The 25,521-nt window shown below is 70.0% G+C and carries 28 protein-coding genes; 18 read left to right on the forward strand and 10 right to left on the reverse strand.

Annotated elements, in window-relative coordinates; all coding sequences use genetic code 11:
• The first annotated feature begins 1 nt into the window (after position 1).
• From EJK15_RS05170 to EJK15_RS05195, 6 genes are read left to right on the forward strand one after another with little or no spacing between them, the layout of a single operon-like run.
• Positions 2 to 784 (forward strand): glycosyltransferase family 2 protein, encoded by a 783-nt coding sequence (locus tag EJK15_RS05170; RefSeq protein WP_138709204.1) that lies wholly within the window; start codon positions 2 to 4, stop codon positions 782 to 784.
• Entirely contained in the window at positions 781 to 1,947 is a 1,167-nt protein-coding gene (locus EJK15_RS05175) for a 2-phospho-L-lactate transferase CofD family protein (RefSeq protein ID WP_138709205.1), read from the forward strand. Before EJK15_RS05170 ends, EJK15_RS05175 begins: the two co-directional genes overlap by 4 nt.
• Positions 1,944 to 2,699 carry an HAD family hydrolase gene (locus tag EJK15_RS05180; protein WP_240776781.1) on the forward strand — a complete coding sequence of 252 codons (756 nt, stop codon included), beginning with the start codon at positions 1,944 to 1,946 and terminating at the stop codon, positions 2,697 to 2,699. The genes EJK15_RS05175 and EJK15_RS05180 overlap by 4 nt, the downstream gene beginning before the upstream one ends.
• Positions 2,700 to 3,452, forward strand: coding sequence for an NTP transferase domain-containing protein (locus tag EJK15_RS05185; protein ID WP_240776782.1), 753 nt, complete (start codon positions 2,700 to 2,702; stop codon positions 3,450 to 3,452).
• A complete protein-coding gene (locus tag EJK15_RS05190; RefSeq protein WP_138709206.1) occupies positions 3,440 to 4,720 on the forward strand; it encodes a lipopolysaccharide biosynthesis protein in 1,281 nt (426 codons plus the stop codon). Before EJK15_RS05185 ends, EJK15_RS05190 begins: the two co-directional genes overlap by 13 nt.
• Positions 4,717 to 5,952, forward strand: coding sequence for a glycosyltransferase family 4 protein (locus EJK15_RS05195; protein WP_138709207.1), 1,236 nt, complete (start codon positions 4,717 to 4,719; stop codon positions 5,950 to 5,952). The genes EJK15_RS05190 and EJK15_RS05195 overlap by 4 nt, the downstream gene beginning before the upstream one ends.
• Here the strand turns inward: EJK15_RS05195 and EJK15_RS05200 are convergent.
• Both EJK15_RS05200 and EJK15_RS05205 read right to left on the reverse strand, forming a co-directional pair.
• Complete coding sequence (locus EJK15_RS05200) at positions 5,942 to 6,913, reverse strand: glycosyltransferase family 2 protein (RefSeq protein WP_240776783.1); 972 nt, start codon at positions 6,911 to 6,913, stop codon at positions 5,942 to 5,944. The genes EJK15_RS05195 and EJK15_RS05200 overlap by 11 nt on opposite strands.
• A gap of 213 nt (positions 6,914 to 7,126) precedes the next feature.
• Entirely contained in the window at positions 7,127 to 7,879 is a 753-nt protein-coding gene (locus EJK15_RS05205; RefSeq protein WP_138709208.1) for a FadR/GntR family transcriptional regulator, read from the reverse strand.
• Positions 7,880 to 8,022: 143 nt separating this feature from the next.
• On the opposite strand from EJK15_RS05205, the gene EJK15_RS74195 reads away from it, so the two are divergent.
• Together EJK15_RS74195 and EJK15_RS05215 are read left to right on the forward strand one after the other, a co-directional pair.
• Positions 8,023 to 8,148 (forward strand): hypothetical protein, encoded by a 126-nt coding sequence (locus EJK15_RS74195; protein WP_420847019.1) that lies wholly within the window; start codon positions 8,023 to 8,025, stop codon positions 8,146 to 8,148.
• Positions 8,149 to 8,301: 153 nt separating this feature from the next.
• Positions 8,302 to 10,260: a glycoside hydrolase family 15 protein gene (locus EJK15_RS05215; protein ID WP_138709209.1), complete on the forward strand. Its 1,959-nt coding sequence runs from the start codon at positions 8,302 to 8,304 to the stop codon at positions 10,258 to 10,260.
• Here EJK15_RS05215 and EJK15_RS05220 read toward each other — a convergent pair.
• Complete coding sequence (locus EJK15_RS05220) at positions 10,235 to 10,408, reverse strand: esterase-like activity of phytase family protein (protein WP_138709210.1); 174 nt, start codon at positions 10,406 to 10,408, stop codon at positions 10,235 to 10,237. The genes EJK15_RS05215 and EJK15_RS05220 overlap by 26 nt on opposite strands.
• A gap of 30 nt (positions 10,409 to 10,438) precedes the next feature.
• Positions 10,439 to 11,332, reverse strand: coding sequence for an RNA polymerase sigma factor SigJ (gene sigJ, locus EJK15_RS05225; protein WP_138709211.1), 894 nt, complete (start codon positions 11,330 to 11,332; stop codon positions 10,439 to 10,441).
• 94 nt (positions 11,333 to 11,426) lie between these two features.
• Here sigJ and EJK15_RS05230 point away from each other — a divergent pair, with 94 nt between their 5' ends.
• Both EJK15_RS05230 and EJK15_RS76165 read left to right on the forward strand, forming a co-directional pair.
• On the forward strand, positions 11,427 to 11,657 hold the full coding sequence (locus EJK15_RS05230; RefSeq protein WP_138709212.1) for a hypothetical protein: 231 nt from the start codon (positions 11,427 to 11,429) through the stop codon (positions 11,655 to 11,657).
• 219 nt (positions 11,658 to 11,876) lie between these two features.
• On the forward strand, positions 11,877 to 12,002 hold the full coding sequence (locus tag EJK15_RS76165; RefSeq protein ID WP_276615361.1) for a hypothetical protein: 126 nt from the start codon (positions 11,877 to 11,879) through the stop codon (positions 12,000 to 12,002).
• 123 nt (positions 12,003 to 12,125) lie between these two features.
• Here EJK15_RS76165 and EJK15_RS05240 read toward each other — a convergent pair whose 3' ends face one another.
• A complete protein-coding gene (locus EJK15_RS05240) occupies positions 12,126 to 13,655 on the reverse strand; it encodes an alpha-N-arabinofuranosidase (RefSeq protein ID WP_138709213.1) in 1,530 nt (509 codons plus the stop codon).
• Between the two features lie 254 nt (positions 13,656 to 13,909).
• Entirely contained in the window at positions 13,910 to 14,314 is a 405-nt protein-coding gene (locus EJK15_RS05245) for a hypothetical protein (protein WP_206060657.1), read from the reverse strand.
• Between the two features lie 80 nt (positions 14,315 to 14,394).
• Between EJK15_RS05245 and EJK15_RS05250 the strand changes: the two genes are divergently transcribed.
• Positions 14,395 to 15,129, forward strand: coding sequence for a dienelactone hydrolase family protein (locus EJK15_RS05250; RefSeq protein ID WP_138709214.1), 735 nt, complete (start codon positions 14,395 to 14,397; stop codon positions 15,127 to 15,129).
• A 131-nt stretch (positions 15,130 to 15,260) separates the two neighbouring features.
• Here the strand turns inward: EJK15_RS05250 and EJK15_RS05255 are convergent, their stop codons facing one another.
• Positions 15,261 to 15,731, reverse strand: coding sequence for a MarR family winged helix-turn-helix transcriptional regulator (locus EJK15_RS05255; protein ID WP_138709215.1), 471 nt, complete (start codon positions 15,729 to 15,731; stop codon positions 15,261 to 15,263).
• A 262-nt stretch (positions 15,732 to 15,993) separates the two neighbouring features.
• On the opposite strand from EJK15_RS05255, the gene EJK15_RS05260 reads away from it, so the two are divergent.
• The 6 genes from EJK15_RS05260 to EJK15_RS05285 all read left to right on the forward strand — a co-directional run bounded on the left by EJK15_RS05260 (position 15,994) and on the right by EJK15_RS05285 (position 23,144).
• Positions 15,994 to 16,965 carry an alpha/beta hydrolase gene (locus EJK15_RS05260; protein ID WP_138709216.1) on the forward strand — a complete coding sequence of 324 codons (972 nt, stop codon included), beginning with the start codon at positions 15,994 to 15,996 and terminating at the stop codon, positions 16,963 to 16,965.
• A gap of 101 nt (positions 16,966 to 17,066) precedes the next feature.
• Positions 17,067 to 17,918: an alpha/beta fold hydrolase gene (locus EJK15_RS05265; protein ID WP_138709217.1), complete on the forward strand. Its 852-nt coding sequence runs from the start codon at positions 17,067 to 17,069 to the stop codon at positions 17,916 to 17,918.
• 439 nt (positions 17,919 to 18,357) lie between these two features.
• Complete coding sequence (locus EJK15_RS05270) at positions 18,358 to 19,830, forward strand: serine/threonine-protein kinase (RefSeq protein ID WP_138709218.1); 1,473 nt, start codon at positions 18,358 to 18,360, stop codon at positions 19,828 to 19,830.
• Complete coding sequence (locus EJK15_RS72605) at positions 19,830 to 21,281, forward strand: serine/threonine-protein kinase (protein WP_240776784.1); 1,452 nt, start codon at positions 19,830 to 19,832, stop codon at positions 21,279 to 21,281. Before EJK15_RS05270 ends, EJK15_RS72605 begins: the two co-directional genes overlap by 1 nt.
• Positions 21,282 to 21,657: 376 nt before the next feature.
• The gene (locus tag EJK15_RS05280) at positions 21,658 to 22,107 is read left to right on the forward strand and encodes a carboxymuconolactone decarboxylase family protein (protein ID WP_240776785.1); all 450 of its coding nucleotides are present in this window, start codon (positions 21,658 to 21,660) and stop codon (positions 22,105 to 22,107) included.
• Between the two features lie 278 nt (positions 22,108 to 22,385).
• The gene (locus EJK15_RS05285; protein WP_240776786.1) at positions 22,386 to 23,144 is read left to right on the forward strand and encodes an SAM-dependent methyltransferase; all 759 of its coding nucleotides are present in this window, start codon (positions 22,386 to 22,388) and stop codon (positions 23,142 to 23,144) included.
• Here the strand turns inward: EJK15_RS05285 and EJK15_RS05290 are convergent.
• The 3 genes from EJK15_RS05290 to EJK15_RS05305 are packed head-to-tail and all read right to left on the reverse strand — an operon-like array spanning position 23,117 to position 24,819.
• Complete coding sequence (locus EJK15_RS05290; protein ID WP_206060659.1) at positions 23,117 to 23,392, reverse strand: hypothetical protein; 276 nt, start codon at positions 23,390 to 23,392, stop codon at positions 23,117 to 23,119. The genes EJK15_RS05285 and EJK15_RS05290 overlap by 28 nt on opposite strands.
• Positions 23,393 to 23,449: 57 nt before the next feature.
• Positions 23,450 to 23,767 (reverse strand): hypothetical protein, encoded by a 318-nt coding sequence (locus EJK15_RS05300; protein WP_138709221.1) that lies wholly within the window; start codon positions 23,765 to 23,767, stop codon positions 23,450 to 23,452.
• 44 nt (positions 23,768 to 23,811) lie between these two features.
• Positions 23,812 to 24,819 carry a zinc metalloprotease gene (locus EJK15_RS05305; RefSeq protein ID WP_206060660.1) on the reverse strand — a complete coding sequence of 336 codons (1,008 nt, stop codon included), beginning with the start codon at positions 24,817 to 24,819 and terminating at the stop codon, positions 23,812 to 23,814.
• Positions 24,820 to 25,297: 478 nt separating this feature from the next.
• Between EJK15_RS05305 and EJK15_RS76170 the strand changes: the two genes are divergently transcribed.
• Positions 25,298 to 25,423: a hypothetical protein gene (locus EJK15_RS76170; RefSeq protein WP_276615362.1), complete on the forward strand. Its 126-nt coding sequence runs from the start codon at positions 25,298 to 25,300 to the stop codon at positions 25,421 to 25,423.
• Positions 25,424 to 25,521 lie beyond the last annotated feature (98 nt).

Here is a 25,521-nt window from a genome sequence, read left to right on the forward strand (position 1 = left end):
GTTGCCGAACACGCCCATCGAGATCTCAGTGGCAGCCCCCGCCTACAACGAGGCGGAGAACATCGCGGCCGCCGTGACGGAATGGCGGGAGTATCTGGAGCGCCACCCGGCGGTAGGCGCGTGGGAGATCGTCGTGTGCGACGACGGCAGCGGCGACGGCACCGGGCGGATACTCGAAGACCTGCAGGCCGAGTGCCCCCAGCTCGTCGTGGTCACGTTCGAGCGCAACCGGGGCGCGGGTGCGGCCATCGCCGCGGCGATCGCCCGCACGCGGCTGGACTGGGTGGTGCTGCTCGACTCCGACGGCCAGTTCCCCATTGCCAATCTGGACCCCTTCATCGAGCGGATCCAGGCCGGCGGCGGGCCCGCCTTCGCCGGGGCACGGATCAGGAAGGCCGACAGCCTGCCGTACCGGTGGGGGTCGGCGGCCAGCGGCGCGGTCAGCAACCTGCTGCACCGTACGCGCTACCGCGACTTCAACTCGATCTTCAAAGTGGTGCGCGGCCCGCTGTTCCGCGCGCTGCCGCTGGAGTCGGCCGGCATGAACTGCTCGACCGAGATCACGGCCCGCGTCGCCGAGCTGGGTCACGCCTGGGTGGAGCTGCCGATCGAGCATCGCGAACGGGGCGGCGGCAGCCGGGGCTGGCGGTTCTGGCGAGGGGCGCGCGACCGGGCGCTGTTCGTGGGATACCTCGGGCTGCGCCACTGGCTGCTGCGTCGCGGCGTGCTGCGTGCCCAGACCCCACCGGCGCACGTCCCGGCCTCCCTGCAGGAACTTCGATGAGGGTGGCGATGTTCAGCGGCGGGCGCGGCGGTGCCGGCATCGCGCGCGCCCTGCTGCGCACGTCCGGCCTGGACCTGTCCCTGCTGATCAACGGGTACGACAACGGCCTGTCCACGGGGGCACTGCGCCGCTACCTGCCGGGCATGCTCGGCCCGTCGGACTTCCGCAAGAACCTCCTGCTCCACCTGGAGCGCGACGACCCGCGGCAGACACTGCTGGAGCAGCGGCTCCCGCTCGGGACCACGGCCGGGGACCTGGCGGAGCTGATCGACCGCATCGCCGTCTCCGGGCCGCAGGGGGCGGAGGCGGTCGTCCGGGACCTGCGCGTGTTCGCCGAGCGGCTTACCGCCGACCCGCACGGGCTCGACCTGGCCGACTGCGCGCTGGGCAACCTCGTGTTCGCGGGGGCGTACCTGCGGCTGGGCGAGGACTTCAACGCGGCGGTGCGCGAGTGCGCGCGGACGTTCGGCTCGCCGGTGCGGCTGCTGAACGTCACTGACGGCACCAACGCCTTCCTCGTCGCGCTCAAGCAGGACGGGCGGGTGCTGGCCGACGAGGCCGACATCGTGGCGCCACAGGACGCGGGGGCCATCACGGGGTTGTTCCTGCTGCCCGAGCCGCTGACCGAGCGGGATCGGGCCGAGCTGGCCGGACAGCCGGCCGAGCGGGTGCGCGAGCTGCTGTCGCGCCGTGACGTGCCGGCCGCGCCCAACCCGGAGGCGCTGCAGGCCATCAGGGACAGCGATCTGATCGTGTACGGCCCGGGCACGCCGCACTCATCGCTGCTGCCCAGCTACCTGACCAGCGGCGTGGCCGGGGCGATCGAAGAGAGCCGGGCCGCGGCCCGGGTGTTCGTGGTCAACATCGGGGGCGACCACGACATCCAGGGGCTGTCGGCCACCGACCTGGTGGACCGGGCGCTGGCGTACCTGGGCGATCCGGGCAACGAGCGGCGTACGATCACGCACGTCCTCAGCCACCGCGGCGCGTCCGGCGGCCCCGCGGTGCCACGCGGCGTCCTCGAGCGCGGCTCCTGGGCCGGGGCCTGCTGGGTCAGCGCGGACCTGGAGGAGGCGGGGCGCCCCGGCACCCACAGCGGCTCGCGCACGGCCGAGGCGCTGCACGCGCTGCTGGGCGAGACCCCGCTGGCACGGGCCGGATGAGCAGCGCTGCGGGCGCGGGCCGGGCGAGCGGCGCTACCGGCACAGGCCGGTCGAGCGGCGCTACGGGCGCGGGCCGCGCTGCCGGCGCGGAGCGGGTGAGCCCGGGGTTGGCCGGGGTGGTCGCCGGGCGGCGGGTGTGGCTGTGCGATCTCGACGGCACGCTCGTCGACTCCTCCCCCGCGCACGAGGCCGCCTTCAGCCAGGCGATCGCCGAGCTCGTCCCCGACCGGCTGCCCGGCTTCCGGTACGCCGACCACGCCGGGGCGAGCACCACTGCGGTGGCGGCCGGCCTGACCGGGGACCCGGACGTGGCCGGGCGGCTGGCGCGGCGCAAGCAGCGGCTCTACCGTGAATACGCCGAATCAGGCCTGGTCCGGCCCTTCCCAGGGGCGCGCGGCCTGCTCGACCGGCTGGCCGCCGCCGGGCGGGTGGCGTACCTGGTCACCAGCGGCAGCCGCGGATCGGTCGAGCGGGTGCTGACGGCCTGCTCGCTCGGCGACGCCTTCCGCGGCGTGCTCACCGCCGACGACGTGCCGGTGAGCAAGCCCGATCCGCGCTTCTACGGCCTGGCCTGCCGCCGCTGGGGCGTGGACCCGGCCGAAGCCGTGGCGCTGGAGGACTCCGCGCACGGCGTGGCCTCCGCCGTCGGTGCGGGGCTGGCCACCCTCCACGTCCATACCGCCGAGCCCGCTCCCGGCGCGGTGGCGGCGGGCAGCCTGCACGACATCGTGTCCCTTCTTGGAGGTGGATGAGTGAACACGCGCGTCTGCGCGGTGATCCCGGCGGCCGGGCGCGGCACCCGCCTGGGCCACGGCGTTCCGAAGATCCTGATCGAGATCGCGGACGGCGTCACCGTCTGGCATCTGCTGCACCGGCGGCTGCGGCCGTGGGCCGAGCACGTCCACGTGGTCGTCTCCCCCGAGGGCGAGAGCCCGTTCCGTGAGCTGGCGGCGGCGGAGATCGACGGCGGGGCGGTGTCGGTGAGCGTGCAACGGGAGCCGACCGGCATGGGGGACGCGATCTTCGGCGCGGCCGGGCACTGGGCGGCGTACGAGACGATCCTGGTGGTCTGGGGCGACCAGGCGAACCTGTCCCTCGCGACCGTGCGCGAGGTCATGGCCGCCCACCCGGGCAAGGGGCTGACCGTGCCGCTGGTGCCGATGCCCGATCCGTACGTGGAGTACGAGCTGTCCGGGGGCGAGCTCGTACGGGTGCGGCAGTCGCGCGAGGGCGAGGAGTGCCGCCCGGGCGGGCTCAGCGACGTCGGCGTGTTCTGCCTGGCCACCCACGGGCTGCGGGCGGCCTGGGAGCGGTATGCGGCCGCGGCCGGACGCGGGGCGAGCACGGGCGAGGTGAACTTCCTGCCGTTCCTGCCGCACCTGTCGCAGGTCGAGGGCCGGCCGGTGACCGTGGTGCCCGTGTCCGACCCGGCCGAGGCGCGCGGCGTCAACACCGCCGACGACCTGGAGTTCGCCCGGCAGGCGTACCTGCGGTGCCCGGACTGAGCGCCCGCGAGGGCGAAGGCGTGCGCGACCGGGTGGCGCGCTTGGTGGACGGGCACAAGTGGGCGGCGGGACCGACCCTGGTGAGCACGCTGGCCAGCGGCATCGCGGCGGCGACCACGCTGGTCATCGCGCGCGGCGCGGGTGCGGCGGCGTTCGGCCACTTCACGGTGGTGCTGACGATCGCACTGATCGTCACCGTCGGCATGCTGACCAGCCTCCACTACGTCATGCTGCAGGAGCTGCCGCGCTCGGCGCCCGAGCGGCGGCCCGCGCTCATGACGACGGCGATGCTGTCCACGCTGGCGGTCAGCGCCGCCCTGGCCACGCTGGGGATGCTGACGGCGCCGCTGCTCACCTCCGTGCTGAACGTGGACACGCGGACGCTGGCCTTCGGGCTGGCGCTGGCGCTGTCGATGACGCTGAACCAGCTCGCCGAGAGCTTCCTTCGGGGGATGAAGAGGTTCGCGTTCGTGGCCGGGCTCAAGCTGGTGATCGCGGTCGTGTACCTGGCCGGGGCCTGCTTCTGCCTGCTGGTGCTCGAAGTCGGGGACGCCGAGGCGTACCTGGTCGCGCTGATCGTCACGAACGCGGCCTTCGCGCTGGTGGCGGTGGCCGCGGTGGGGGTGCGGCCGCGGGCCTGGTCGGCGCGACTGGCCCGGTCGCTGTACCGGCACGGCGCGTACGTGACGTGCATCGCCGCGCTCACCGGCGTGCTGTTCGGCGTGGACGTGATCTTCCTCAACCACTGGGCGGCCCCGGCCGACGTCGGCGTGTACTCGGTCTACAACGGCTTCCCCAAGCGGCTGATGGGCGTGGTGTTCACCGACGGGATCGGGCTGGCGCTGCTGCCCATGATGGCCACCACGGACAAATCCCTGCTGATGCGGCGGATTGCCCGGCTCGTGCCGGCCGTCGCCGGGGTCACGGCGGTGTTCTCCTTCGCCGTCAGCACGGTGTTCTTCCTGCTGATGAGCGGCGAGTATCCGTACTCGCTGGGGTTGATGACGCTGTCGGCGCTGGGCATCGGCGCGCACACGGCCTTCAATCTGTACTCGGTCGCGCTGTCGATGGACGGCGTGCGGGGGGCGAAGGTGCTCATCGGCTGCCTGGTGGTGGGCACGCCGTTCGCGCTGGCCGCGCTGGCGGCGTGCATCCGGTGGCAGGGGCTGGCCGGCGGGCTGGTGGGCTTCGCGCTGGCCAACCTCATCCTGCTGGCCGTCGTGGCAGTGACCGCCGCCCGCAGCTATCGAGAAAAGGGTGCGGCATGAGGATCGCCTTCATCGTCAACCAGTTCCCGCCCAACATCACCGCCGGTCTGGGCAGGTACGTCGATCTCATCACGCCCTACCTGGCTCGCGGCCACGAACTGGCGGTCCACACGCTCAACGACGGCCACCAGCCGGTGGACGAGCGGGTGGGCGGCATCGACGTCCACCGGCCGCGCACCCGCCTGCTGGGAGCGATCGGCCGCGGGCGCAGGCTCAACCGCACCCGCCGCTCGGAGTTCCTGCTGCTCGCGCTGAACGTCGTGGCCAGCAACTGGCGCTACTTCCTGCGGCTGCGCCGCCAGGAGCGGCCGGACCTGGTGGCCGTGCACGACTCGACGAACTTCCTGTCCGGCCTGCTCTGCCACTACGTGCTGCGGCTTCCGGTGATCTTCCACGTCCACACCACCGAGTACGGCGTCGCGCCGCAGCGCAGCATCACCGATCCGCTCAACCTGTTCGCCAGGCTGGAGCGGTGGCTGGCCAGGATCTCCCGCCGGGTGGTGGTGGCCACGCCGGAGGTACGCGACCAGCTCGTGGCCGCGGGCTGGAGACGGACGCCGATCGACGTGGTGCCGCTGGGCGGGACGTTCGAGCCGGTCCTGGCCGACCCGGGCTTCGACCGCGACGCGCTGCGTGCCGGGGCCGCCGCGCTGCGGCGCGGGCTGGGACTGTCGGAGCGGGACCGGGTGCTGCTGTTCGTGGGCAGGATCGAACGGCAGAAGGGCGTCTACCAGCTGCTCGAGGCGATGCGGGAGGCGGCGGCCGCGGTGCCGGGGCTGCACCTGGTGATCGTCGGGGAGGGCGACGAGGTCGGCGTGCGGCGCATCGTGGCCTCGACCGGGTTGCGGGGGCGGGTGCTGACCTCCGGCGGGTTCGTCCAGGGGCGGGAGCTGCTGGAGTACTACGAGCTGGCCGACGCGTGCGTGTTCCCGTCGCTGTTCGAGCCGTTCGGGCTGGTGGCGACCGAGGCCATGGCGCTGGGCCGGGCGACGATCCTGGGCGACGGCTTCTCGCGGATCTTCCTCGGGCCCGATCCGGCCCGGCCCGTGGTGCGGTTCGTACGGGCGAGCGAGCCCGCCGACATCGCGCGCGGCGTGATCGAGGTGATGTCGAACGCGCGGCTGCGGCGGGGGCTGGCCGAACGGGGCGAGCGGTTCGTACAGGAGAGTCTGAGCTGGGAGCGCGCCGCCACCGAGACCATCGAGGTCTACCGGTCGGCCGTCAAGCCCTGAGGGGGCGCAGCACCCGCAGGGAGCCGACCGCCAGGCCGGTGACGAGTACCACATGCACGGCCAGGTGGACGGCCATGAAGTAGGCGGTGAAGCCGGCGCCGCGCTGCCGGTGGACGAACCGCAGCAGCGCGGGATCGGCCAGCACGAACCATCCGACCAGCGCTGCGGGCACCGCCAGCAGCGCCGGGGAGAGCAGGCCCAGCGGCAGGCAGGCCAGCGCGAGCGCGCAGGCGATGATCCCGGCGCGGCTGTTGGCGTTCTCCGGCTTGGCCGCGCCGCGCCTGGCCGTGGCCAGGGCGAGCGGGATCAGCGGCAGAGCGCGCCGCCACTGCTCGGTGAGCACCGGCAGCAGCCGGTGTCCCTCGTCGTGGCGGCCCATGACGGCGTCGGTCAGCACGATCTTGGTGCGGACGGCCAGGCGGCTGCTGTACTCCACGTCCTCGCAGTCGCGCAGGCTCTCGTCGAGTCTGCCCGCCTCCAGCAGCACCTCGCGGCGGATGGCGGCGAGCGCGAAGACCACGCTGTTGACCTCGCCGAGATGGCGGCGCCGCCAGTGGACCTGGTGGAGCAGCCGGTACCACTCGACCGGGCCGTCGTCGATGAGCGGCTCGGTGTCGTACACGCCGTGCACGCAGCCCACGCCGGGGTCGCGCTCCAGGATCTCCAGGGCGCCCGCGACCGCGTCGGGCCGCAGCGCCACGTCGCTGTCGAGGAAGAAGATCACCTCGCCGGTCGTGTGCTCCACGCCCGCGTTCCTGGCCGCCGAGACGCCGCGGTTCTCCGGCAGCCGCACCATCCGGCAGCCCAGCTCTTCGGCGATGGCCGGGGAGCCGTCGGAGCTGGCGTCGTCCACCACCACGATCTCGTCGGGCAGGCGGGTCTGGGAGAGCACGGACTCCAGGCACAGGCGCAGGGTCTTGCCGGCGTTGTAGCACGGCACGATCAGCGAAACTCTCGTCACGGGTGCGGCCCCTCGCGAACGGCTCCTCCTGCGGCCGGACGGCGGCGCCGTGGCCACCACCATGATCTCGCACAATCCCTCGCCCGCACACCTTTCCTGTCCCGGCTCAGGACGTTCAGTGCGGGCGGCCCGACGCTGCACGGATGTGGCTGTGTGGTGAGACCAGCGCGGGAGTGACCATGGCACGTGACCTCGAAGGCTGGCGGCGGCTGCTCACTGTTTCAGTTCGACTGAGTCGGTCAGCGCCAGCAACTGCTCGATGCGCCGCTGCGCGAGCAGGTCGAGGCTCTGGTCCAGGTCGTTGCCGAAGAGAGTCAGCGCCAGGTCGAGGTGCCGCTCCATGGCCGCCCGCGCGGCCGTGGGGTCGCCGTCCTCGATCGCCCGCAGGACGAGGTCGTGGTACGGCAGGCCCTCCCGGGAGATCGCCGGATCGCTGAGGCTGCGGAGCATGAGCTCGAACACCAGCGGGGAGATCGAATCGAACATCGTCTCGATCACCGGGTTGCGCGAGGCGCGGGCCACCGCGGCGTGGAAATCGAGATCCGCCCGGGCCTTCGAGACCACGTCGCGGGCCTGGTCACAGCGGTCGAGCGCGGCCCGCATGGCCGCCAGGTCGGCCTCCGTGGCGTGCTCGGCGGCCAGCCGCGCCGTCTCCCGCTCCAGCATCATCCTGGCCTGGACCAGGTGGCGCGGCGTCGGCTTGCGCTGCCGGTAGGCCGTGTCGAAGGGACGTACCGACACCGCGGGACCCGCGGCGCGGACGTACGCCCCCCGGCCCGCCCGCACCTCGATGAGACCCCGTTCCTCCAACGTGCGCAGCACCTCGCGGACCATCGGCCGGCTCACGCCGAACCGCTCCGCCAGCTGCCGCTCCGACTGCAGCTTCGAGCCCGCCGGCAAATGCCCGGACAGCAACTCCAGCTCCAGTCGTGCCGCTATGTCGTCCTTCCCGAGGCCCCTGTCCATGCCCACACCGTAGCCCCAGGATTGGTCTTACCAGTCAGACTGTGATGTATCCGCAACACTTCCCATGCTTGACGAGCGTGTCGACGATGCCTCACCGTAACGTGGCATAACCGGTCTTACCAGTTGGACCGAAAAGGACGCCCGTGAGGATCGTCACCCTTGAAACCATCAACGCGGCTGTCGTCCTCATCACGCTGCCCGTCGTGCTGCTCGTCCTGCTCGCCCAACGCCGCATCGTCTCCGGACTCACCACAGGAGCCGTCAAGTAATGCCCGCCATCGACTTCCGCCACGCGCCCGCCAGCTCATGGACACTGATCTGCCGGCCGGACGATCCGTGCAAGACGCTGGTACGCGAAGACGGCGCACTCTTGTACGGTTTCCACGCTGCCGCGTTCGACGCCTGGCACTTCGACCCGGTCGTTGAGTTCACCGCGCAGACCACGCACCAACCGGTCCGGATCACGCAGGAGACGGAGTCCGCGCGCCGGGCGATCGTCAGGACCGTCATCGAGTACCCCGACCAGACGCTGGAGTTGCTCGCCTTCGCCGGGCGGCCGGGCCGACGCCGTCCAGTGGCGGCTCACGGCCCGGGCCGGCGGGCTGCTCACCGGGCTGCGCATCGACACCTACCTGCGCGGCCGGGCGCTGGCAGGGGTGGGCGGCGAGCCGCATCACGAGGTGTACGCCATGTCCGCCGACCCGCTGCCCGCCACGGCGCGCTGGACCGACGGGCTGCCGACCGTGGACGAGGCGCCGCCGGGCACCTGGCGGCTACACTCGCTCGACCACCCGCTGCTCGGCGTGTACGCGAGGGGGTTCCGGCCGGCCAGCGGCCTGATGACCCGGCCGGTGCTGCTCGCGGCCGGCGAAAGCGTCAGCGGTACCATCGCCATCCCATACGACGAAATATCCGAAATATCGTTAGACGCGGAGCGCCACTACTGGGACAACCTGCCCCTCCAGCGGCTGGAGTGCAGCGTGCCCGACGCCGGAGTCCAGGACCTGCTCACCGCCTGCGCCAGGAACATGCTCCAGGCCAGGGAGCTCGAGGACGGCCTGCCCGTCCTGCACGTCGGACCCACGATCTACCGCGGCCTGTGGCTCGTGGACGGCCACTTCCTCCTCGAAGCCGCCCGCTACCTCGGCTGGGACGACACCGCCGACGCCGGCCTGGACGTGGTGATGCGCCGGGTCAGGCCCGACGGGTCGATCATCCAGCTGAGCCATGAGCCGCACATCAAGGAGACCGGCATCGCGGTCGCGACGATGGTCCGCCAAGCCGAGCTGACCGGCGACACGGAGGGCCTGCGGCGGCGATGGAGCGCGGTCAGGGGTGCCGTCGCGCACATCGCCGAGCTGCGCGAACGCGCGATGGAGCTACCCGAGGGGCATCCGCTGCACGGCCTGTTGCCCGAGGCGTTCGGCGACGGAGGATTGGGCGGCTCGCGCGCCGAGTACACCACGGCCGCCTGGCTCATGGTCGGTCTCAAGTACGCTGCCGCCGGGGCCCGCCTGCTGGGGGAGCACGCCGACGCGCAGAGCTTCGGCGAGGACTTCGACGACCTGCTCGACGCCTTCCGCAAGTCGGCCGCCGCCCAGCGCCGGATCACCGCCGAAGGCTTGCCCTACCTGCCGATGGCGCCCGCGGGCAGCGGGACGCACCAGTTCCTCCCGCACGCCGACGAGCACGACGTGCCGCCGTGGCGGACGATCAGGCCGGAGACCGCGACGTGGGCGCTGTGCCATGCCATCTGGCCCGGCGAGGTCTTCCCGCCGGACGACTGGCTGGTCACCGACCTGCTCGACCTGCTGCGCTCGCGCGATGAGCCCCAGGGTGTGCCCGCCACGACCGGCTGGCTGCCCTACCGCGCGGTCTGGACCTACGCCGCGTCTTTCGCCGCCCATGCCTGCCTGTACGCCGGACGCCCCGGCAAGGCGATCGACTACCTGTACGCCTTCGCCAACCACGCCTCCCCGACGAGGGTCTGGCGCGAGGAGCAGCCCTTCACGGGGAGCGGTTCCATGCAGATCTGCGGGGACATGCCGCACAACTGGGCCTCTGCCGAGTTCATCCGCCTCGTGCGCCACCTGCTGGTCTTCGAACGCGGGGACGGACTCGACCTGCTGGCCGCCGTACCGGATGAGTGGTTCGCGGAGGGGGCGGTCATCAGGGTCGAGCGCACGCCCACCCGGCACGGCCGCGTGACGATGGAGACACGCCCGAGCGCGACGCAGGTGGAGGTTCGGGTCCTCCGCGAGGAGGGCCCGGACGAGGTGCCGGCCACACTCCGCCTGCCCGCCCGGTACACCGCCGCCACGCACCTCACCCTGCCGAGAGGAAAGGAAGTGAAGGTCATCGCTCGCGAACGTGATCGATAGCCGACGCTGCGGCGCGGGGACGCCGTGGTCCGGCCGGGAACTGATCGGCCGGCAGCGGCAGGCGAGCCACCTGCTTGCCCGTGAGGTCGAACTCCAGGACCGCGATCCGGTCGCCGGAGTACTCCAGAGTGAAGACCAAGCGTGGCACGTCACCTCCCGCGAGCTCTGGTTGCGGTGATCATTCCGTCGTCCGTTCTGGGATGTGGGCGAGCTTGTCGGGGTTGCTGACGACGTAGATGTCGCGCACGTGCCCGCCGTCGGCGTCCAGGTCGAGGACCATCACGGCGAACGGCGAGTCCCGCGCGAACACCACCGCGGAGGGCTCTCCGTTGACCTGCTGGTACCGGACTTCCGGGCCCTCGACGGTGCGCGCGTTGGCGACGAGCAGCCGGGCCACGTTGTCGCGGCCCTTGACGGGACGCGGGCCGCCTGCCGCCGACTTGCCTCCGCCGTCGGACCACAGCGTGACCTCGGGCGCGAGCATCTCCATCAGCGCGGTCAGATCGCCGCCGAACGCGGCGTCGATGAACCGCTCGGTCACCCGCTGCTGCGTTCGCCGGTCGATCCGGGCCCGGGGGCGCCGGGCCCGAACATGCTCGCGGGACCGGTGCGCGATCTGGCGCACCGCCGCCGGCGTGCGATCGATCATGGCCGCGATCTCGGTGTGCGCGTAGGCGAACACCTCATGCAGGATGAACACCGCGCGCTCCAGAGGGGTGAGCGTTTCCAGTACCACCAGCAGCGCGAGCGACAGCGAGTCCGATCGCACCACGGGGTCGGCGGCGTCGCCGGAGGTGACGAGCGGTTCCGGCAGCCACGGCCCGACGTACGTCTCGCGGCGCCGGCGCAGTGCGGTCTGCTGGGCCAGAGCCTGGTTGACCGCGATACGCACCAGGTACGCCCGAGGATGCTCGATCTGGCCCGGATCTCTGGAAGCCCACGACAACCAGGTCTCCTGGAGCACGTCCTCGGTGTCGGCGACACTGCCCAGCATGTTGTAGACGATGGAGAACAACAGCTCACGGTGATCGGCGAACACCCGGGTGGCGTCGTCTGCCGCAGTGTCGGGCATCACGGGACTCCTTGTCGGTGTGAACGCAGCTATGAGTCCTCAGCCGGTGCCGGTGTGACGTCTATCGGGAAAATGTGTCCCAGGTCTCACCCGCATGGAAATTCTTCGCCCGCGGCGCGACACCAACCCGGCCAGCGCGACCAAGGCGCCGATGATGACCACCGGGTGCCACACCACCTGGACGAACCTGCGCCTGTCGGCGGCCGGCAGGCAGGTGCGCACGAGCGGCCCGGCGATGGTGTTCCCGTACGTCAGAAATGCGGCTCGCACGCTGCTCCTGAGGCGTGGGTGGCGCCGCAGTCCAGCCCCGGCGAGCGGGATTTGACGCCCCGCGAGGGTGTGTATTTTTACGGATCTCCAATGGGGCCTCTTCGACATCCGGTGCGGCGTAGCGATCGAAAGACCGCATGACAGCTAGACGCACCACGCATTCACTGAGAGGTCTTCATGTTCAAGCGCACCCTCACCCTGTCCGGTCTGGCCCTCGCCTCCGGGGTTCTGCGAGCCCACCACGGCCCGGCGAATCAGTTTCCAGGAGTCGCTGGTGTTCGAAGGGATCCACGAACAGAGCTACCGCGCGCTCGGCTACGAGCTCATCGACATCCCTGCCGGCGACCTCGAACATCGCCTCGCCGCGGTGAGCTCCGTGATCTCGTTGCACGCTTCATGAACGACGCCTGGCGTCACGCGTCGGTGCGGGCCTCGATCCGGGCGAGGGCGTCGGCGCTCCAGCTCCATGTCATGTCGACGCCCTGGTAGGCGCCGGCGTCGATGGTGATGCGCTCGCGGGCGGTCATGCGAGGCGTCCCTCCACGGTGACGAAGGAGTGGGCGGGCAGGTGCACCCGCAGCCCGGTGCCGGTGGCCGTGATCTGCTCGTGGGAGCGGGGGGCGACGGCGCGGGGCGCCTCGGGCGTGTTGTGGGTCTGCGGTGACCCGGCGGTGAGGATCCGGGAGGCGACCTCGCCCAGGAGACCCCCGCGCAGGTCCAGCTCGACGTCGGCCGCGTCGGCCGCGTCCAGGTTGGACAGCGAGATGAGCACCCGGTCGTCCTTGCGGCTGGCCGACATCGAGACGGTCGCCAGAGTGTCCGGCCCGACCTCGCGGGCCGGCGCGTCCGAGAGGAGGTCGACGCGCAGCGAGGCGGCGTCCTGGTGTCCCTTGTTCATCTCGAACACGTGGTAGGTGGGCGTGAGGACGAGCGCCCCGGAGCCGGGGTCGGTAAGGATCATCGCCTGCAGCACGTTCACCGTCTGGGCGATGTTGGCCATCACCAGCCGGTCGGCGTGGCGGTGGAAGATGTCGAAGTGCAGGCTCGCCACCAGGGCGTCCCGAAGGGTGTTCTGCTGGTAGAGGAAGCCGGGGTTGGTGCCCGGCTCGACGTTCCACCACGTTCCCCACTCGTCCATGACCAGGCCCACGGTCTTGCTCGGGTCGTAGCAGTCCATCACGTTCGAGTGGCCAGTGAGGAGCTCGTCGGTGCGGGCGGCCTGGACCATGGTGCGGTAGTAGTCGTCGGTGTCGAACACCGTGGCGGCGCCCTTGTCCTCCCAGGTGCCGGAGACCGTGTAGTAGTGCAGCGACAGAGCCTGGAAGAACCCGCCAGGACGGCGCGCGCAGCCGAGCCGGCCGAGCGTCTTCATGAGCGTCTCCGTCCAGGTGTAGTCGTCGGAGTTCGCGCCCGCGGCGATGCGATACAGCCGGTTGCCGCCGTGGTCGCGGCAGAACGTGGCGTACCGGCGCGCCTCGTCGGCGTAGTGCTGGGCGGTCATGTTGCCCCCGCATCCCCAGGCCTCGTTGCCGATGCCCCAGAAGCGCACCCGCCAGGGTTCGTCCCGGCCGTTGGCCTTGCGCAGGCGGACCATGGGGGAGTCGCCGTCGCGGGTGAGGTACTCGACCCAGTCGCTCATCTCCTTGACCGTGCCGGAGCCCAGGTTGCCGTTGATGTAGGGCTCGGCCCCGAGCAGCTCGCACAGAGTCATGAACTCGTGTGTTCCGAAGTGGTTGTTCTCCTCGACGTTGCCCCAGTGCGTGTTCACCATCGCCGGACGCTGATCCTTGGGGCCGACGCCGTCCATCCAGTGGTACTCGTCGGCGAAGCAGCCACCGGGCCAGCGAAGGTTGGGGATGTTCAAGGCGCGCAGCGCTTCGACGACATCCAGGCGGATTCCGGCGGCGTTCGGAATGTCGCTGTCCTCGCCCACGTAGAACCCGCCGTAGACGCACCGGCCCAGGTGCTCGGCGAAATGGCCGTACAGATGCCTGCTGATCGCGGGGCCTTTGACGTCCACATTGATAACGGCGGACACGACAACGTTGCTCATGATGAAACCCTTCTCGTCATATCAATGAAATGATCACATGGTGCGAACGGCCCGGGTCCTGGCACAGGAAAACGGCGCGGGCGGCGGAGTGCAGCAGGCAGCCGACGACGTCGTACGTGAGCAGCGCCCCGACCGCACACTCGCCCGTCAACCACAGGACGACCGCGGCCGGTCGGCAAGGGGGGTGGCGGCCTCCCTCACTTCACCGATGCCCAGCCGGGCACCAGCCGGCGCAATCCGGCAAATCAGATGATCTACCGTTGATCGCCCGCTAGAGGAAGTCCGCGTCCGAACACCCGCTCAACGGCGATGCGGGTAAGCCAGCCAAGGCCCGCGGTGAAGAGCGGCGGCCACACGATCGGCCCGAAGGTGTAACCGGCCAGCACCGCCAGCGGTATCCACACGCGGTGCACCGCCTGGAAGAGCAGCCCCGGCGGGCGGACCCCGGCCAGGCGGACCAGGTCGGGCAGAGCGAAGAACAGCAGCATGGCGGCCGTGGTCGGCAGGCCGTACTTGACGCTCTCGAAAACGGCGAACGCGGCCAGGAACAGCGCGAGCACCCCCCAGCCGATCCTCCGCATCCAACCGGCGACGCCAAGACGGCTGCCGGCTCCCGTGGCGCGCTGGGACGCGTCGTCCTGCGTGTGTTCGGTGGTCACTCCCACAGCGTAGGCCAGGCAGTTGACGCCTAAACTCCGTTACGTTGCGTTTCGATCTTTCGGTCGGCTAAGGAGTGCTGATGAGGCAAAACGTGCGCATTCCGCTGCCAGATGGCAGTGCACTGGCGGCGACGGTGGCACTGCCGGAGGGGACTCTACCTGCGGCCGGATGGCCGGGGATGGTGGTCGTCCACGAGATCTACGGCGTCGAACCGGACATGCTGGATGTGGTGGACCTGTTCGCCGAACATGGATACGCGGCGGTCTTACCTGATTTGTACAGCCACGGCACCAGAATCGGGTGCCTGTCGCGGGCCATGCACCAGTTCGCGACCGGTAAGCCGGGGCGGCCGGCCGCGGACATCGATGCCACCCGGCGATGGCTGGCCGGCCGCGAAGACGTCGACGGTGGCCGGCTCGGTGTGATCGGATTCTGTATGGGCGGTGGGTTCGCCCTCGCGTACGCGGCGAGCGCGCCGCCCGGCGTGCGAGCCGCGTCGGTGAACTATGGCGCGGTTCCCCGGGACCAGGAAGAGCTGCGGCCGGTGTGTCCGGTCGTGGGTTCCTACGGCGGTCGCGACCAAGGGTTCCGGCCGCACGGCACGCGGCTGCAGCAGCACATGAGGGCGCTCGGAATCGAGCACGACGTCGAGATCTATCCGGCCGCCGGGCATTCCTTCATGACGGACGGCCATCATCCCATCGCGAAACTCGCGCTGTTCCCGCTGCGTCACGGCCTCGTCCGCCCAGCAGCGGACGACGCATGGCAGCGCACATTCGCCTTCTTCGACAAACATGTCGCGAACCATGAGTAGCGCCGGCCAGCGGCGAGACATCTGTCGAGTGACGATGATCGCGCGGGTTACCATTCATCGATCCCAAATGTGCTGGGAGCGCCAGCGCGCGCTCGGCTCCGGCCCATGTCCGCGGCCGGGGCCCCGTCCGGTCAGGCCTGTGCGGTGATGTTGCTGGTGAGCCGCCGCAACAGGGTCTTGGTCTGCTCCATCTCCTCGTCGGTCAGTCCCATGATGGCGTCCAGGGAGGGGACCAGGACGCGGGCGCGCCGGCGCAGGTCCGTGCCCTCGTCGGTGAGCGACACCTGGACCTGCCGTTCGTCGTCGGTGCGGCGGCGGCGGACCACCAGGCCGTTCGCCTCCAGGCGCTTGAGCAGGGGAGTCAGGGTCCCGTAGTCGAGGTGGAGCTTGGCGCCGAGGCCCTTGACCGAGGACGGGCCGTTCTCGTACAGCGCGACCAGGACCAGGTATTGCGGGTAGGTCAAACCGATGTCGTCGAGCAGCGGCCGGTAGGCGTTGGTCACCGCGCGGTGCGCGGAGTACAGGATGAAGCACAGGAACTCGTCCAGGCGCAGGAATTCCTCCTCCTGGGCCTCGGCCTCGGCGGCACGTGTGGATGGCATGGGGGCCTTCTCTCTGCTCGTGTCTTCGGCGTTCGTGTTGTGAGGCATCGCTTCGGGGCCGTCTCTGCCGAGGAGCAGAGGTGTCCTGCCCGTTCTCCGTGGCCATCGTACCTCTTTCAGAGCTCAAAAGTTAATGTCGCACATTTAACTTGTGCACAAGGTAATCGTGCCCTAGTGTCTTGCCCAGCTGAGAGAGGGGGCGCACCGGCCACCGGAGCAGCCCCCAACCCCGCAGCCTCTACCACCGGCAAGGAGCACGAAGATGTCCGACAACCACGCCAGCCCCGCCCCCGTCCTCGAGCCCGCCGCCGCCGCGTTCGTCCAGGCCACCGCCACCCCGCCGTTCCTGTTCCAGGTGCCGCCGGCGGAGGGGCGCGCCGCGGTGGACGGGGTCCAGTCCGGCGAGATCGTCAAGCCCGAGGTCGACGAGGAGTGGATCACCGTCGAGGGCGGCCCGACCGGATCGGTCAAGGCACGCATCGTCAAGCCGAAGGGAGTCACCGGCCCCCTCCCGGTCGTCATCTACATCCACGGCGCCGGATGGGTCTTCGGCAACGCCCACACGCACGACCGCCTGGTCCGGGAGCTCGCCGTCGGCGCCGGCGCCGCCGTGGTCTTCTCCGAGTACGACCGCTCGCCCGAGCATCGCTACCCGGTCGCCATCGAGCAGAACTACGCGGTCGCCCGCTGGGTGGTCACCGAGGGGGCCGGCAAGGGCCTGGACGCCTCCCGCATCGCCGTGGCCGGCGACTCCGTCGGTGGCAACATGGCCGCCGCCCTGACGCTGATGGCCAAGGAGCGCGGGGACGTGCCGCTGGTCCAGCAGGTGCTCTTCTACCCGGTCACCGACGCCGGCTTCGACACCGGCTCCTACCACCAGTTCGCCGAGGGCTACTTCCTGCGCCGCGACGCCATGCAGTGGTTCTGGGACCAGTACACCACCGACGAGAGCCGGCGGGCGCAGATCACCGCCTCCCCGCTGCGCGCCACCACCGAGCAACTCACCGGGCTGCCGCCGGCCCTGATCATCACCGCCGAGGCCGACGTCCTGCGCGACGAGGGCGAGGCCTACGCCGCCAAACTGCGCGCCGCGGGCGTCCCGGTCATCGCCACCCGCTACCTCGGCATCATCCACGACTTCGTGATGCTCAACCCCCTGCGCGAGACGCACGCCGCCCAGGCCGCCATCGACCAGGCCGTCCGCACCCTGCGTACCGCCCTGCACAAGAGCTGAACCCGCCTGGGGCGCGGCAGGAGCGCATTGAACGCGGCGCACCCGCGACCGCACCACCGCAAGATCTTCATTCGTCTGCGACCACCCTCAAGGAGAACGTCATGTTCGGTTCCTCTCGCACCCGCTCGACCGTCCGTGCCCTCGCCGCCGTGGCCCTCGGTCCGATCGTGGCCGGCTCGCTGCTGGCCGCCGGCGCACTGAGCGCCGCCGCCGCCCCGCAGAAGGCCGAGACGGCCAAGGCCAAGCCGACCATCGTGCTCGTCCACGGCGCCTTCGCCGACGCCTCCAGCTGGTCCGACGTCATCCGGCGCCTGCAGCGCGACGGCTACCCCGTCCTCGCCACGGCCAACCCGCTGCGCGGGCTGAGCGATGACGCCGCCTACGTGCGCAGCGTCCTGGACACCGTGGAGGGGCCGGTGGTCCTGGTCGGCCACTCCTACGGCGGCTCGGTCATCACCCAGGCCGCCGCCGGGGACCCGGACGTCAAGGCGCTGGTCTACATCGCCGCGTTCATCCCCGACGCCGGCGAGAGCGCCGGTGAGCTGGCCGGCAAGTTCCCCGGCAGCACCCTGGGGGAGACCCTGAGCACCGCCCCCTACCCGCTGCCCGGCGGCGGCACCGGCACCGAGCTGACCATCAAGCAGGACAAGTTCCGCAACCAGTTCGCCGCCGACGTGCCCGCCACCACCGCCGCGATCATGGCGGCCACCCAGCGGCCGGTCTCCACCCTCGCGCTGGAGGAGAAGGCCACCAAGGCCGCCTGGAAGGACATCCGCTCCTACGCCCTGATCGCCGGCAAGGATCAGAACATCCCGCCCAAGGCCCAGCAGTGGATGGCCGAGCGCGCCGACGCCCGCACCGTCACCGTCGAGGACGCCTCGCACGCGATCTCGGTCTCCGAGCCCGAAGTGGTCACCGACCTCATCCGCCGCGCGGCCCGCGACACCCGCTGACACACCACGGGCCGTCACCGCCGATGGCCCGCACCCGGTCACCGAAGGCGACCTCCCATCGGAGGCCGCCTTCGGCCGTTCCCCCCGATCTTCACAGAACCTCCGTGTGCACCCGCTCCTCACTCCCGCGCCTACGGGCTCTCCGCCCGACCCAGCGGGGTTCAGCGGGCGGCGGAACGGACAGCGCCGGCGCGGCCGCGCTCACCGGTGCCCCCGCCAAGACCATGGCCACCGGCCCGAATTCCGAACAGCTCTTCGCCGCCCGGTGCGCCGCGGCCTGGTGGACGTCCTTGCCGGGGTCACGACCGGTGGCAGGATCGACCCCGCGTGGAGAAGTGCGTCTTGATCTCAGGGGGGCGGGTTTACGCGACTTGCTCACTGGGTCTGACATTTCCCGCTATGGTGCCGAAGATCCCCATACGCTGGTCACAGGAGTCCCATGTCGTACGTCGAACCCCTCCGGGAAGGCGACCCCACTGCCGTGGGGCCCTACCGGCTGTTCGGGCGTCTGGGCGCGGGCGGCCAAGGGGTGGTCTACCTGGGCCAGGGGCCCGACGGCAGGCCGGTCGCTGTCAAAGTGCTGCGTGAGGGACTCGCCGACGAGCGCTTCGCCAAGGAGATCGACGCGGCGCGCCGGGTGGAGCCGTTCTGCATCGCTCAGGTGCTCGATGCTTCGCTGAGCGGCCGGCCGTACATCGTGACCGAGTATGTCGAGGGGCCTTCGCTCCAGCAGGCCGGCCGCCACGTCGGCGCCGACCTGCAGCGGCTCGCGGTGGCGACCGCGACCGCACTGGCGGCCGTTCATCAGGCGGGCATCGTCCATCGCGACTTCAAGCCCGCCAACGTGCTGCTCGGACAGGGCGGACCCCGGGTGATCGACTTCGGGATTGCCCGGTCTGTCGAATCGGCGCTGACGGCTACAAGCAGCATCGTGGGGACGCCCGCGTACATGGCGCCGGAGCAGCTCGCCGGGGAGCGGATCGGGCCGGCCGTCGACGTGTTCGCGTGGGCGTCGGTGATCGTGTTCGCCGCCACCGGGGTGCCTCCGTTCGGTGAGGACTCACTGCCCGCGGTGATCAATCGGATCCTGCACAACGAGCCGCAGCTCGGCGACCTGCCGCAACCGTTGCGCACGATCGTGCTGTCCTGCCTGGCCAAGGATCCGGCGCGCCGGCCGGCCATGCGGGACGTGTTGCTGCAGCTCCTGGGTGGACAGGCCCCCGGACGCCCGGAGGGTGCCGATGGCCGCGGTCCGTCCACGGTTCCCGGGCGGCGGCGGCGCGGGAGCAGGACGGCAGTCGTCGCGGGCGTCTCCGCTGTGGGGGCGCTGGCGGTGGCGGGCGCCATCGCCTGGGGGGCCACGAGCGTCTGGGGTCTTCTCCAGCAACCGCGACCGAGTACGCAGGCACTGGCGTTCACCTCAGCCGGGACGCCGACGCCGACGCCGACGAAAACGCACCAGCGCCCGAAAAAGACCAAAAGTCCGTCAACGGCGAAACCGTCGACCACGACGAAGCCGACCGTGAGGCGGACCGCGAAGCCGACTCAGTCCGCTCCCAGACCGACGACCTCATCGGCGCGGCCCTCCTCGGGGAGCGGTTCCTTCCGGATCGTGTGGGTGCGAGTCATCGGTCCCAGGGAGGCCGACTCCCCGGAGTGCGTGTTCAACCATGGCAACATCTCCGGCCTGGTTGAGGGGACCAAACTGGCCACCACGTTCCGCTACGAATGGATCCTCGACGGACGGGTGGTGTCGCGCTCCGAGGGCGTCATCGCCGAAACCCACACCCGGCAGGTCGTCGGCCCGCTCGTGCAGTCGGACGGCCCTCACCAGGTCACCCTCCGCATCACCTCGCCGGCGACGGTGTCGAAGAGGTTCTCGTTCACCATCTGCCCGAGTGGGACCGATTGATGAACCCGCTCCTGCCAGAAGATCCTCCTGCCGTGGGCCCCTACCGGTTGCTCGGGCGTCTGGGCGTCGGCGGCCAGGGGGTGGTCTACCTGGGCCAGCGTCCCGACGGGCGGCGGGTCGCGGTCAAGGTGTTGCAGGACGGCCTGGCCGCTGATCATCGCTTCGCCAAGGAGATCGACGCGGCGCGCCGGGTGGAGCCGTTCTGCGTCGCTCAGGTGCTCGATGCCTCACTGGGCGGCCGGCCGTACATCGTGACCGAGTATGTCGAGGGGCCTTCGCTCCACGAGGCCGGCCGCCACGTCGGCGCCGACCTGCAGCGGCTCGCGGTGGCGACCGCGACCGCGCTGGCGGCGATCCACCGGGCCGGGGTGGTGCATCGCGACTTCAAACCCGCCAACGTGCTGCTCGGGAGGGACGGGCCGCGGGTCATCGACTTCGGCATCGCCCGCTCCGCCGGCCATTCGCTGACCGTGACGAGCAGCATTGTCGGCACGCCCGCCTACATGGCGCCCGAGCAGCTCGCGGGCGCCCCGCTCGGTCCCGCGGTGGACGTCTTCGCGTGGGCGTCGGTGATCGTGTTCGCCGCGACAGGAAGTCCGCCGTTCGGCAACGACTCGCTGCCCGCGGTGATCCGCCGCATCCTCCACGACGAGCCGTACCTGGGCGACCTGCCGGGTCCGCTGCGCCCGATCGTGCTGTCCTGCCTGGCCAAGGACCCCGCCGCGCGGCCTGCCATGCAGGACGTCCTGCTCCAGCTCATCGGCGCCCCGCCGGCCGGTACGGCAGGCCCTCGAGGCGGTACGGCGGGTCATCCCGTGAGCCGCCCGCGCTGGAAGGCGATGCTGGCGGGCGCCGGGGCACTGGCGGTGTCCGCTGCCCTGGTGGCCGGGGCGATCATGTGGTGGCCCGCCCCGGCGCCGACGGCCGCGCCCGCCCCGTCGGCCACGGAACAGGGCGTCACCAGGACACCCAGTGCGCCGGCCAAGAATCTGGCCACCGGCAAGACACCCAGTGCGCCGGCCAAGAAGCCGCGCGCCACCAGGACCGGCGGCTCGAACCCCACCCCCTCCCGCACGCGGCCGACGCCCATACCCACGACCTCCCGGCCGAGAACCACGACCACGACCGCGGCCGCGGCTTCGGGGACCGTACGGCTGGTGTCGTTGACCTTGGAGGGGCAACAGACGGAAAAGGGCTGCTGGTCGTCCAGTCTCTTCCCCACCGCCTTGATCAAGGGCCCGTCGGGCAAGCAGACGGAGTACACCTACCGCTGGGTGGTGGACGGCCAGGACGAGGGACGGAGCACGAGCTGGGTGACCGGTACGACCAAGGAACGGCGCAACCCCTTCGGCGCCTTCGAGCCGGGCCCGCACAGGATCGTCTTCCACCTGGTGACACCCTCGAGGGCCACCAAGAGCGTGTCGTTCACGGTGTGCGAGCCGTACTCCTAGGCGCGTCGTTCTTGCCCGGCTTCGCGAGGCGGGAGCCCCCGGAGAGCCGGGAACGCCCGTGATCACGTGCCGGTCGAACCGGGGTGGACGATCACGCGTATCCCATGCAGTACGGAGGGTGCGTGGGCCTGGTTCCGGCGGCGCGCTCTCTTGAGCGAAGCGGGGGAGGGGAACATATCGCCGAGGTCAACGGCCACGAACCGGTGATGCTTCTCCAGGATCCGCCGCAGTCCGGGCATCCGGACTTGCGCGCGTCATGCGATCCGTCGCCGCCTTCCACCCATGGTCGTCGCTGCGCCCGTCCTTCTTCAACGAGCGAGATGAGAGTCACGACATGTCTGTAGCCACGATTGCCACGCGGATTGCGATCAAGAATGTGACCCCGGATGTCTCCAGCGCGATGAGCGCCCTGCACGAGGCCGCCCTGGCCGCGGCGGAGGCGGCGGACATCGAGCCCGAGCTGCTCCAGCTGATCAAGATCCGTGCGTCCCAGATCAACGGCTGCTCCCTCTCGCTCGACCAGCACACCCAGGACGCGCGGGCCATGGGTGAAAGCGAGCAGCGCATCCGCGAGGTGCGGACCTGGCGGAACTGCAAGCTGTTCACCCACAGGGAGCGGGCCGCGCTGTCGCTGACCGAGGCGATCACCTTGGTCTTCGCGGGCCAGGTTCCGAACTCGGTGTACGCCGAGGCGGAGAGCCTGTTCGAGGAGACACAGCTCGCGGCACTGATCTGGGCCGCGACAGTGATCAATGCTCACAACCGCATCGCGATCACCACCCGCCTGGAGGGCAGCGGCGCGCCGCCGAAGGCGGCCACCCGCTGAGCACGGGCGTACCGCATGTGCACGATTCGCTGGAGCGGAAGGCCGAGGCACAGGACCGCGGTGGCGCATCGACAAGTCCGAGGAGCGAGCGGACGACCTGGCTGTATGATCACCAATGCCGTCTCCATCATATCTCGAAGAAGCGCATCGTCTCCTTGAGCAGATGGTCCCCGGCGAGAATCAGAGCGGATCGCAGACCTGAGGACAGGCCGACGAGACAGGCCCGGGGCACGATGGACGAGTGCCTGGACGGCAGGTCCCTCCGGAAGGAGAACTCCATGATCGACACTAATGTGCCGCACTCTGCTCGAATCTGGAACTACTGGCTGGGTGGCAAGGACAACTACGAGGTCGACCGCATCGCGGGGGACGAGTACAAGAAGATCTTCCCCGAAGTCGTCGAGCTCGCCCTCGCGTCCCGGGCGTTCCTCGCCCGCACCATCACCTACCTGACCGGGGACGCGGGCATCAGGCAATTCCTGGACATCGGCACCGGCCTGCCCACGGTGGACAACACCCACGAGATCGCCCAGCGAATCGCCCCCGAGTCGCGGATCGTCTATGTCGACAACGACCCCCTCGTGCTGGTCCACGCCCGTGCGCTGCTGGTCGGCGCGCCAGAGGGCGCCACCGATTACATCGACGCGGACGTGCGCGACACCGAGACCATCTTGACGGCCGCCGCGAAGACGCTGGACTTCAGCGAGCCTGTGGCGCTCAACCTCAGCGGCATCATGGGCCACATCACCGACCTGAACGAGGCGCTGTCGATCGTCGCACGGCTGATGGGCGCCTTGGCGCCGGGCAGCTACCTGGCACTCAACGACGGCACCAACGTACACAGCGCCGCAGGGACAGAGGCACAGGAGCAGTACAACGAGAGCGGCGCCGTAGCCTACATCCAGCGCACTCCCGTGGAGATCGCACGCTTCTTCGAGGGCTTGGAGCTGGTGGAGCCGGGCGTGGTGACGGTCAACCACTGGCACTCGAACGGCCGCGAGCTCGACGCCTACGGTGGGGTCGGCCGGAAGATGTGAGCACCGTGTGGGTGCCGAGTCTCGGTCACCTCTCCTTGCCAGTGGTCGCTCAAGGGACAGCCGATGGCGACCGGGCCGGTCGGGCACCACGCGTTGAACCACTGGGTCACCCGATCGGGACGCTTGGGGCCGCCGCAGAGCAGGCGCTGGAAGACGCTATTCACGCTGCCCCACAGTCCCTCCTCTTCACCGCCGAAGAAGATCAGGCGCAGGTCTTCCGCGATCGCGTGTCCGGCGAGCACGCGCACGATCTCAAGCACCTCTTCGCGAGTCGGGATCCGCCGGAGGCGCGACTCCGGAGTTCGTCATTTGGAGATGGTGAGCACGCCGTCCGCGCAGGAGACGACGGTGAGCTCGAACGGCGTGCCGTGCCCCTCGGGAAAGGTGATCTGGATGCGGCCGGCCCCCTGGGTTCGCCAGCGGCCGGTCACCGGTCGTGGACGGTCGTCCGGGCCGGGACGAAGTTCGACGAACGTCCCGTCCGCCCGGAACTCCAGCCCTCGCCGCACTCGCCGCGAGGGGCGGAACGAGTGGTCACGAGGCCGGTACACCGCCGTGGTCTCGGTGTCTTCCTCAAAGGAATGGAGCCAGGAGCCGATGATGTCCGGCGGTGTACTGCTCACTCGTCAGCCCTCGTCAGCCCTCGTCGAGCGCTCGTCGTGACCGGTCATCCGGCTGAACGGCCGGTGACCAGGCCGAGCGCCGAACGGATGTCGTTCAGGATTTCCGTGGTCAATCGCTCGCTATCGTGAAGCAGCCGCTCCACTTCTCCGTTGTGCGCGGGATGGGCTCCTGCGGGAACCGCCGCGGCGGGCGCCCGTACCCCCTGCGCGACCAGGAACGAGGCTCGTGCCCCCTCCAGACAGGCGTTCATCCTCTTCGCCTGGCCTTTCGTGAACATGAACATGGCCACATCGTCGGTGTAATCCATGTAGTTCATGAACATGTCGCCGTTGGGCCCGTTGTCGCAGGTGATGCGGGGGAAGGTAGGGACTCCCGTGTTGTCGCCCGCCTGGTTCGGCGTGTCGGCGACCTTGTCATCGCTGGTGCAGGCACCGTCATCGTCGCCCCAGATGTGGTAGAGGTCCAGCCAGTGGCCGATCTCGTGCGTCGCGGTACGACCGCCGTCGAAAGGAGGCGCCGCCGTACCCATGGTCCCGAAGGCGGAGTGCAGGATGACGACGCCGTCGGTCTGCGGCGGGCCGCCGGGGAATTGTGCGTACCCGAGGAGACCGCCCCCCAACTGGCAGACCCACATGTTGAGGTACTGATCGCTCGGCCAGGGGTCGGAGCCGCCGGCAGCGCTGGCTTTGACGGCGTCGTCCCAGGTGAAGCTACGCTTATCGGTCTCGACTCGGACGATCCCGTTGGTCGGCTCGCCGTTCGGATCCCGCGTCGCGAGCTGGAACTCGATCCGAGGATCCGCCACGAGCGCCTTCCACACCTCGGGCACTTTCCCCACATCGGGGTTGGCCGCGCGAAAGTCCTGGTTGATGACGGTGATCTGGCTGTGGATCTGCTCATCGCAGATGTTCTGCTCCGGGGCGTTCGGGTTGTGGACCACGTGGACGACGACAGGCAACGTAGCCACGTCGGTGCGTGTGGAATCGCGCCGTCCCTGCTCGTACTGCAGCGCCCGGTTCTCGATCGTCGTGCGCCGGGCGCGGTAGGTCATGCTCTCGTTCAGTAGTTTGCGATGCACGAGCATGGTGCCGCACAGATCACGGGCCGGCTGTGGAGATCCGTAATCGGACATGGAGCTCCTTCCCAAGGTGGAACCGGGGTAGCTCACCTCATCCGAGCGAGCGGGAGCACTCCGGGCGTGTTTGTACGCTTTGCGCCGGATGTACCCGCACTTAGATCCCCGCCAAGCTCATAAAGTCGCAAACAAGTTCACAACGGCCGGATCGTCGAGTGGAATACTTAGCATGATCACACGTCGCCGTTGACATCAGGAGATCCGGAATCCTTGGCTTTACCTTGCATTCCCGGCACGCTGGCTCGCAGCGCCAGCGGCCGGGCTTCATGCGCCCTGGCTTCCTCCGTCAAGCCCTTGAATATGCAAATATGTCATCAAATAGGAGCAAGTCCGCTTTTCTGGAAGTTTGTCGAGGCGGAGGTATTATGAGGGGTGAAACCAAGGGGGAATTGTCATGGGAAATGTCGTGGACTATGTCATGCCCGCCTCGCTGGACAGACGGACTCAGCACCTGACACAGGCCGAACTCGACCGGCTGGAGGAGCTGCTGTCCGCGATGAGCGGGGATGGCGAGCAGTAAGCCGCATCGGGATCCGGAATCTCGGCGACGGGCATGGGGCGCGGCCTCTCATGCCCCCGGCACCCATGAGCAGGGCTCTCGCGCCCAGAACTCCATCG

The sequence above is a fragment of the Nonomuraea basaltis genome (genome assembly GCF_005893125.1).
In the GTDB taxonomy this organism is placed as follows: Bacteria; Actinomycetota; Actinomycetes; order Streptosporangiales; family Streptosporangiaceae; genus Nonomuraea; species Nonomuraea basaltis.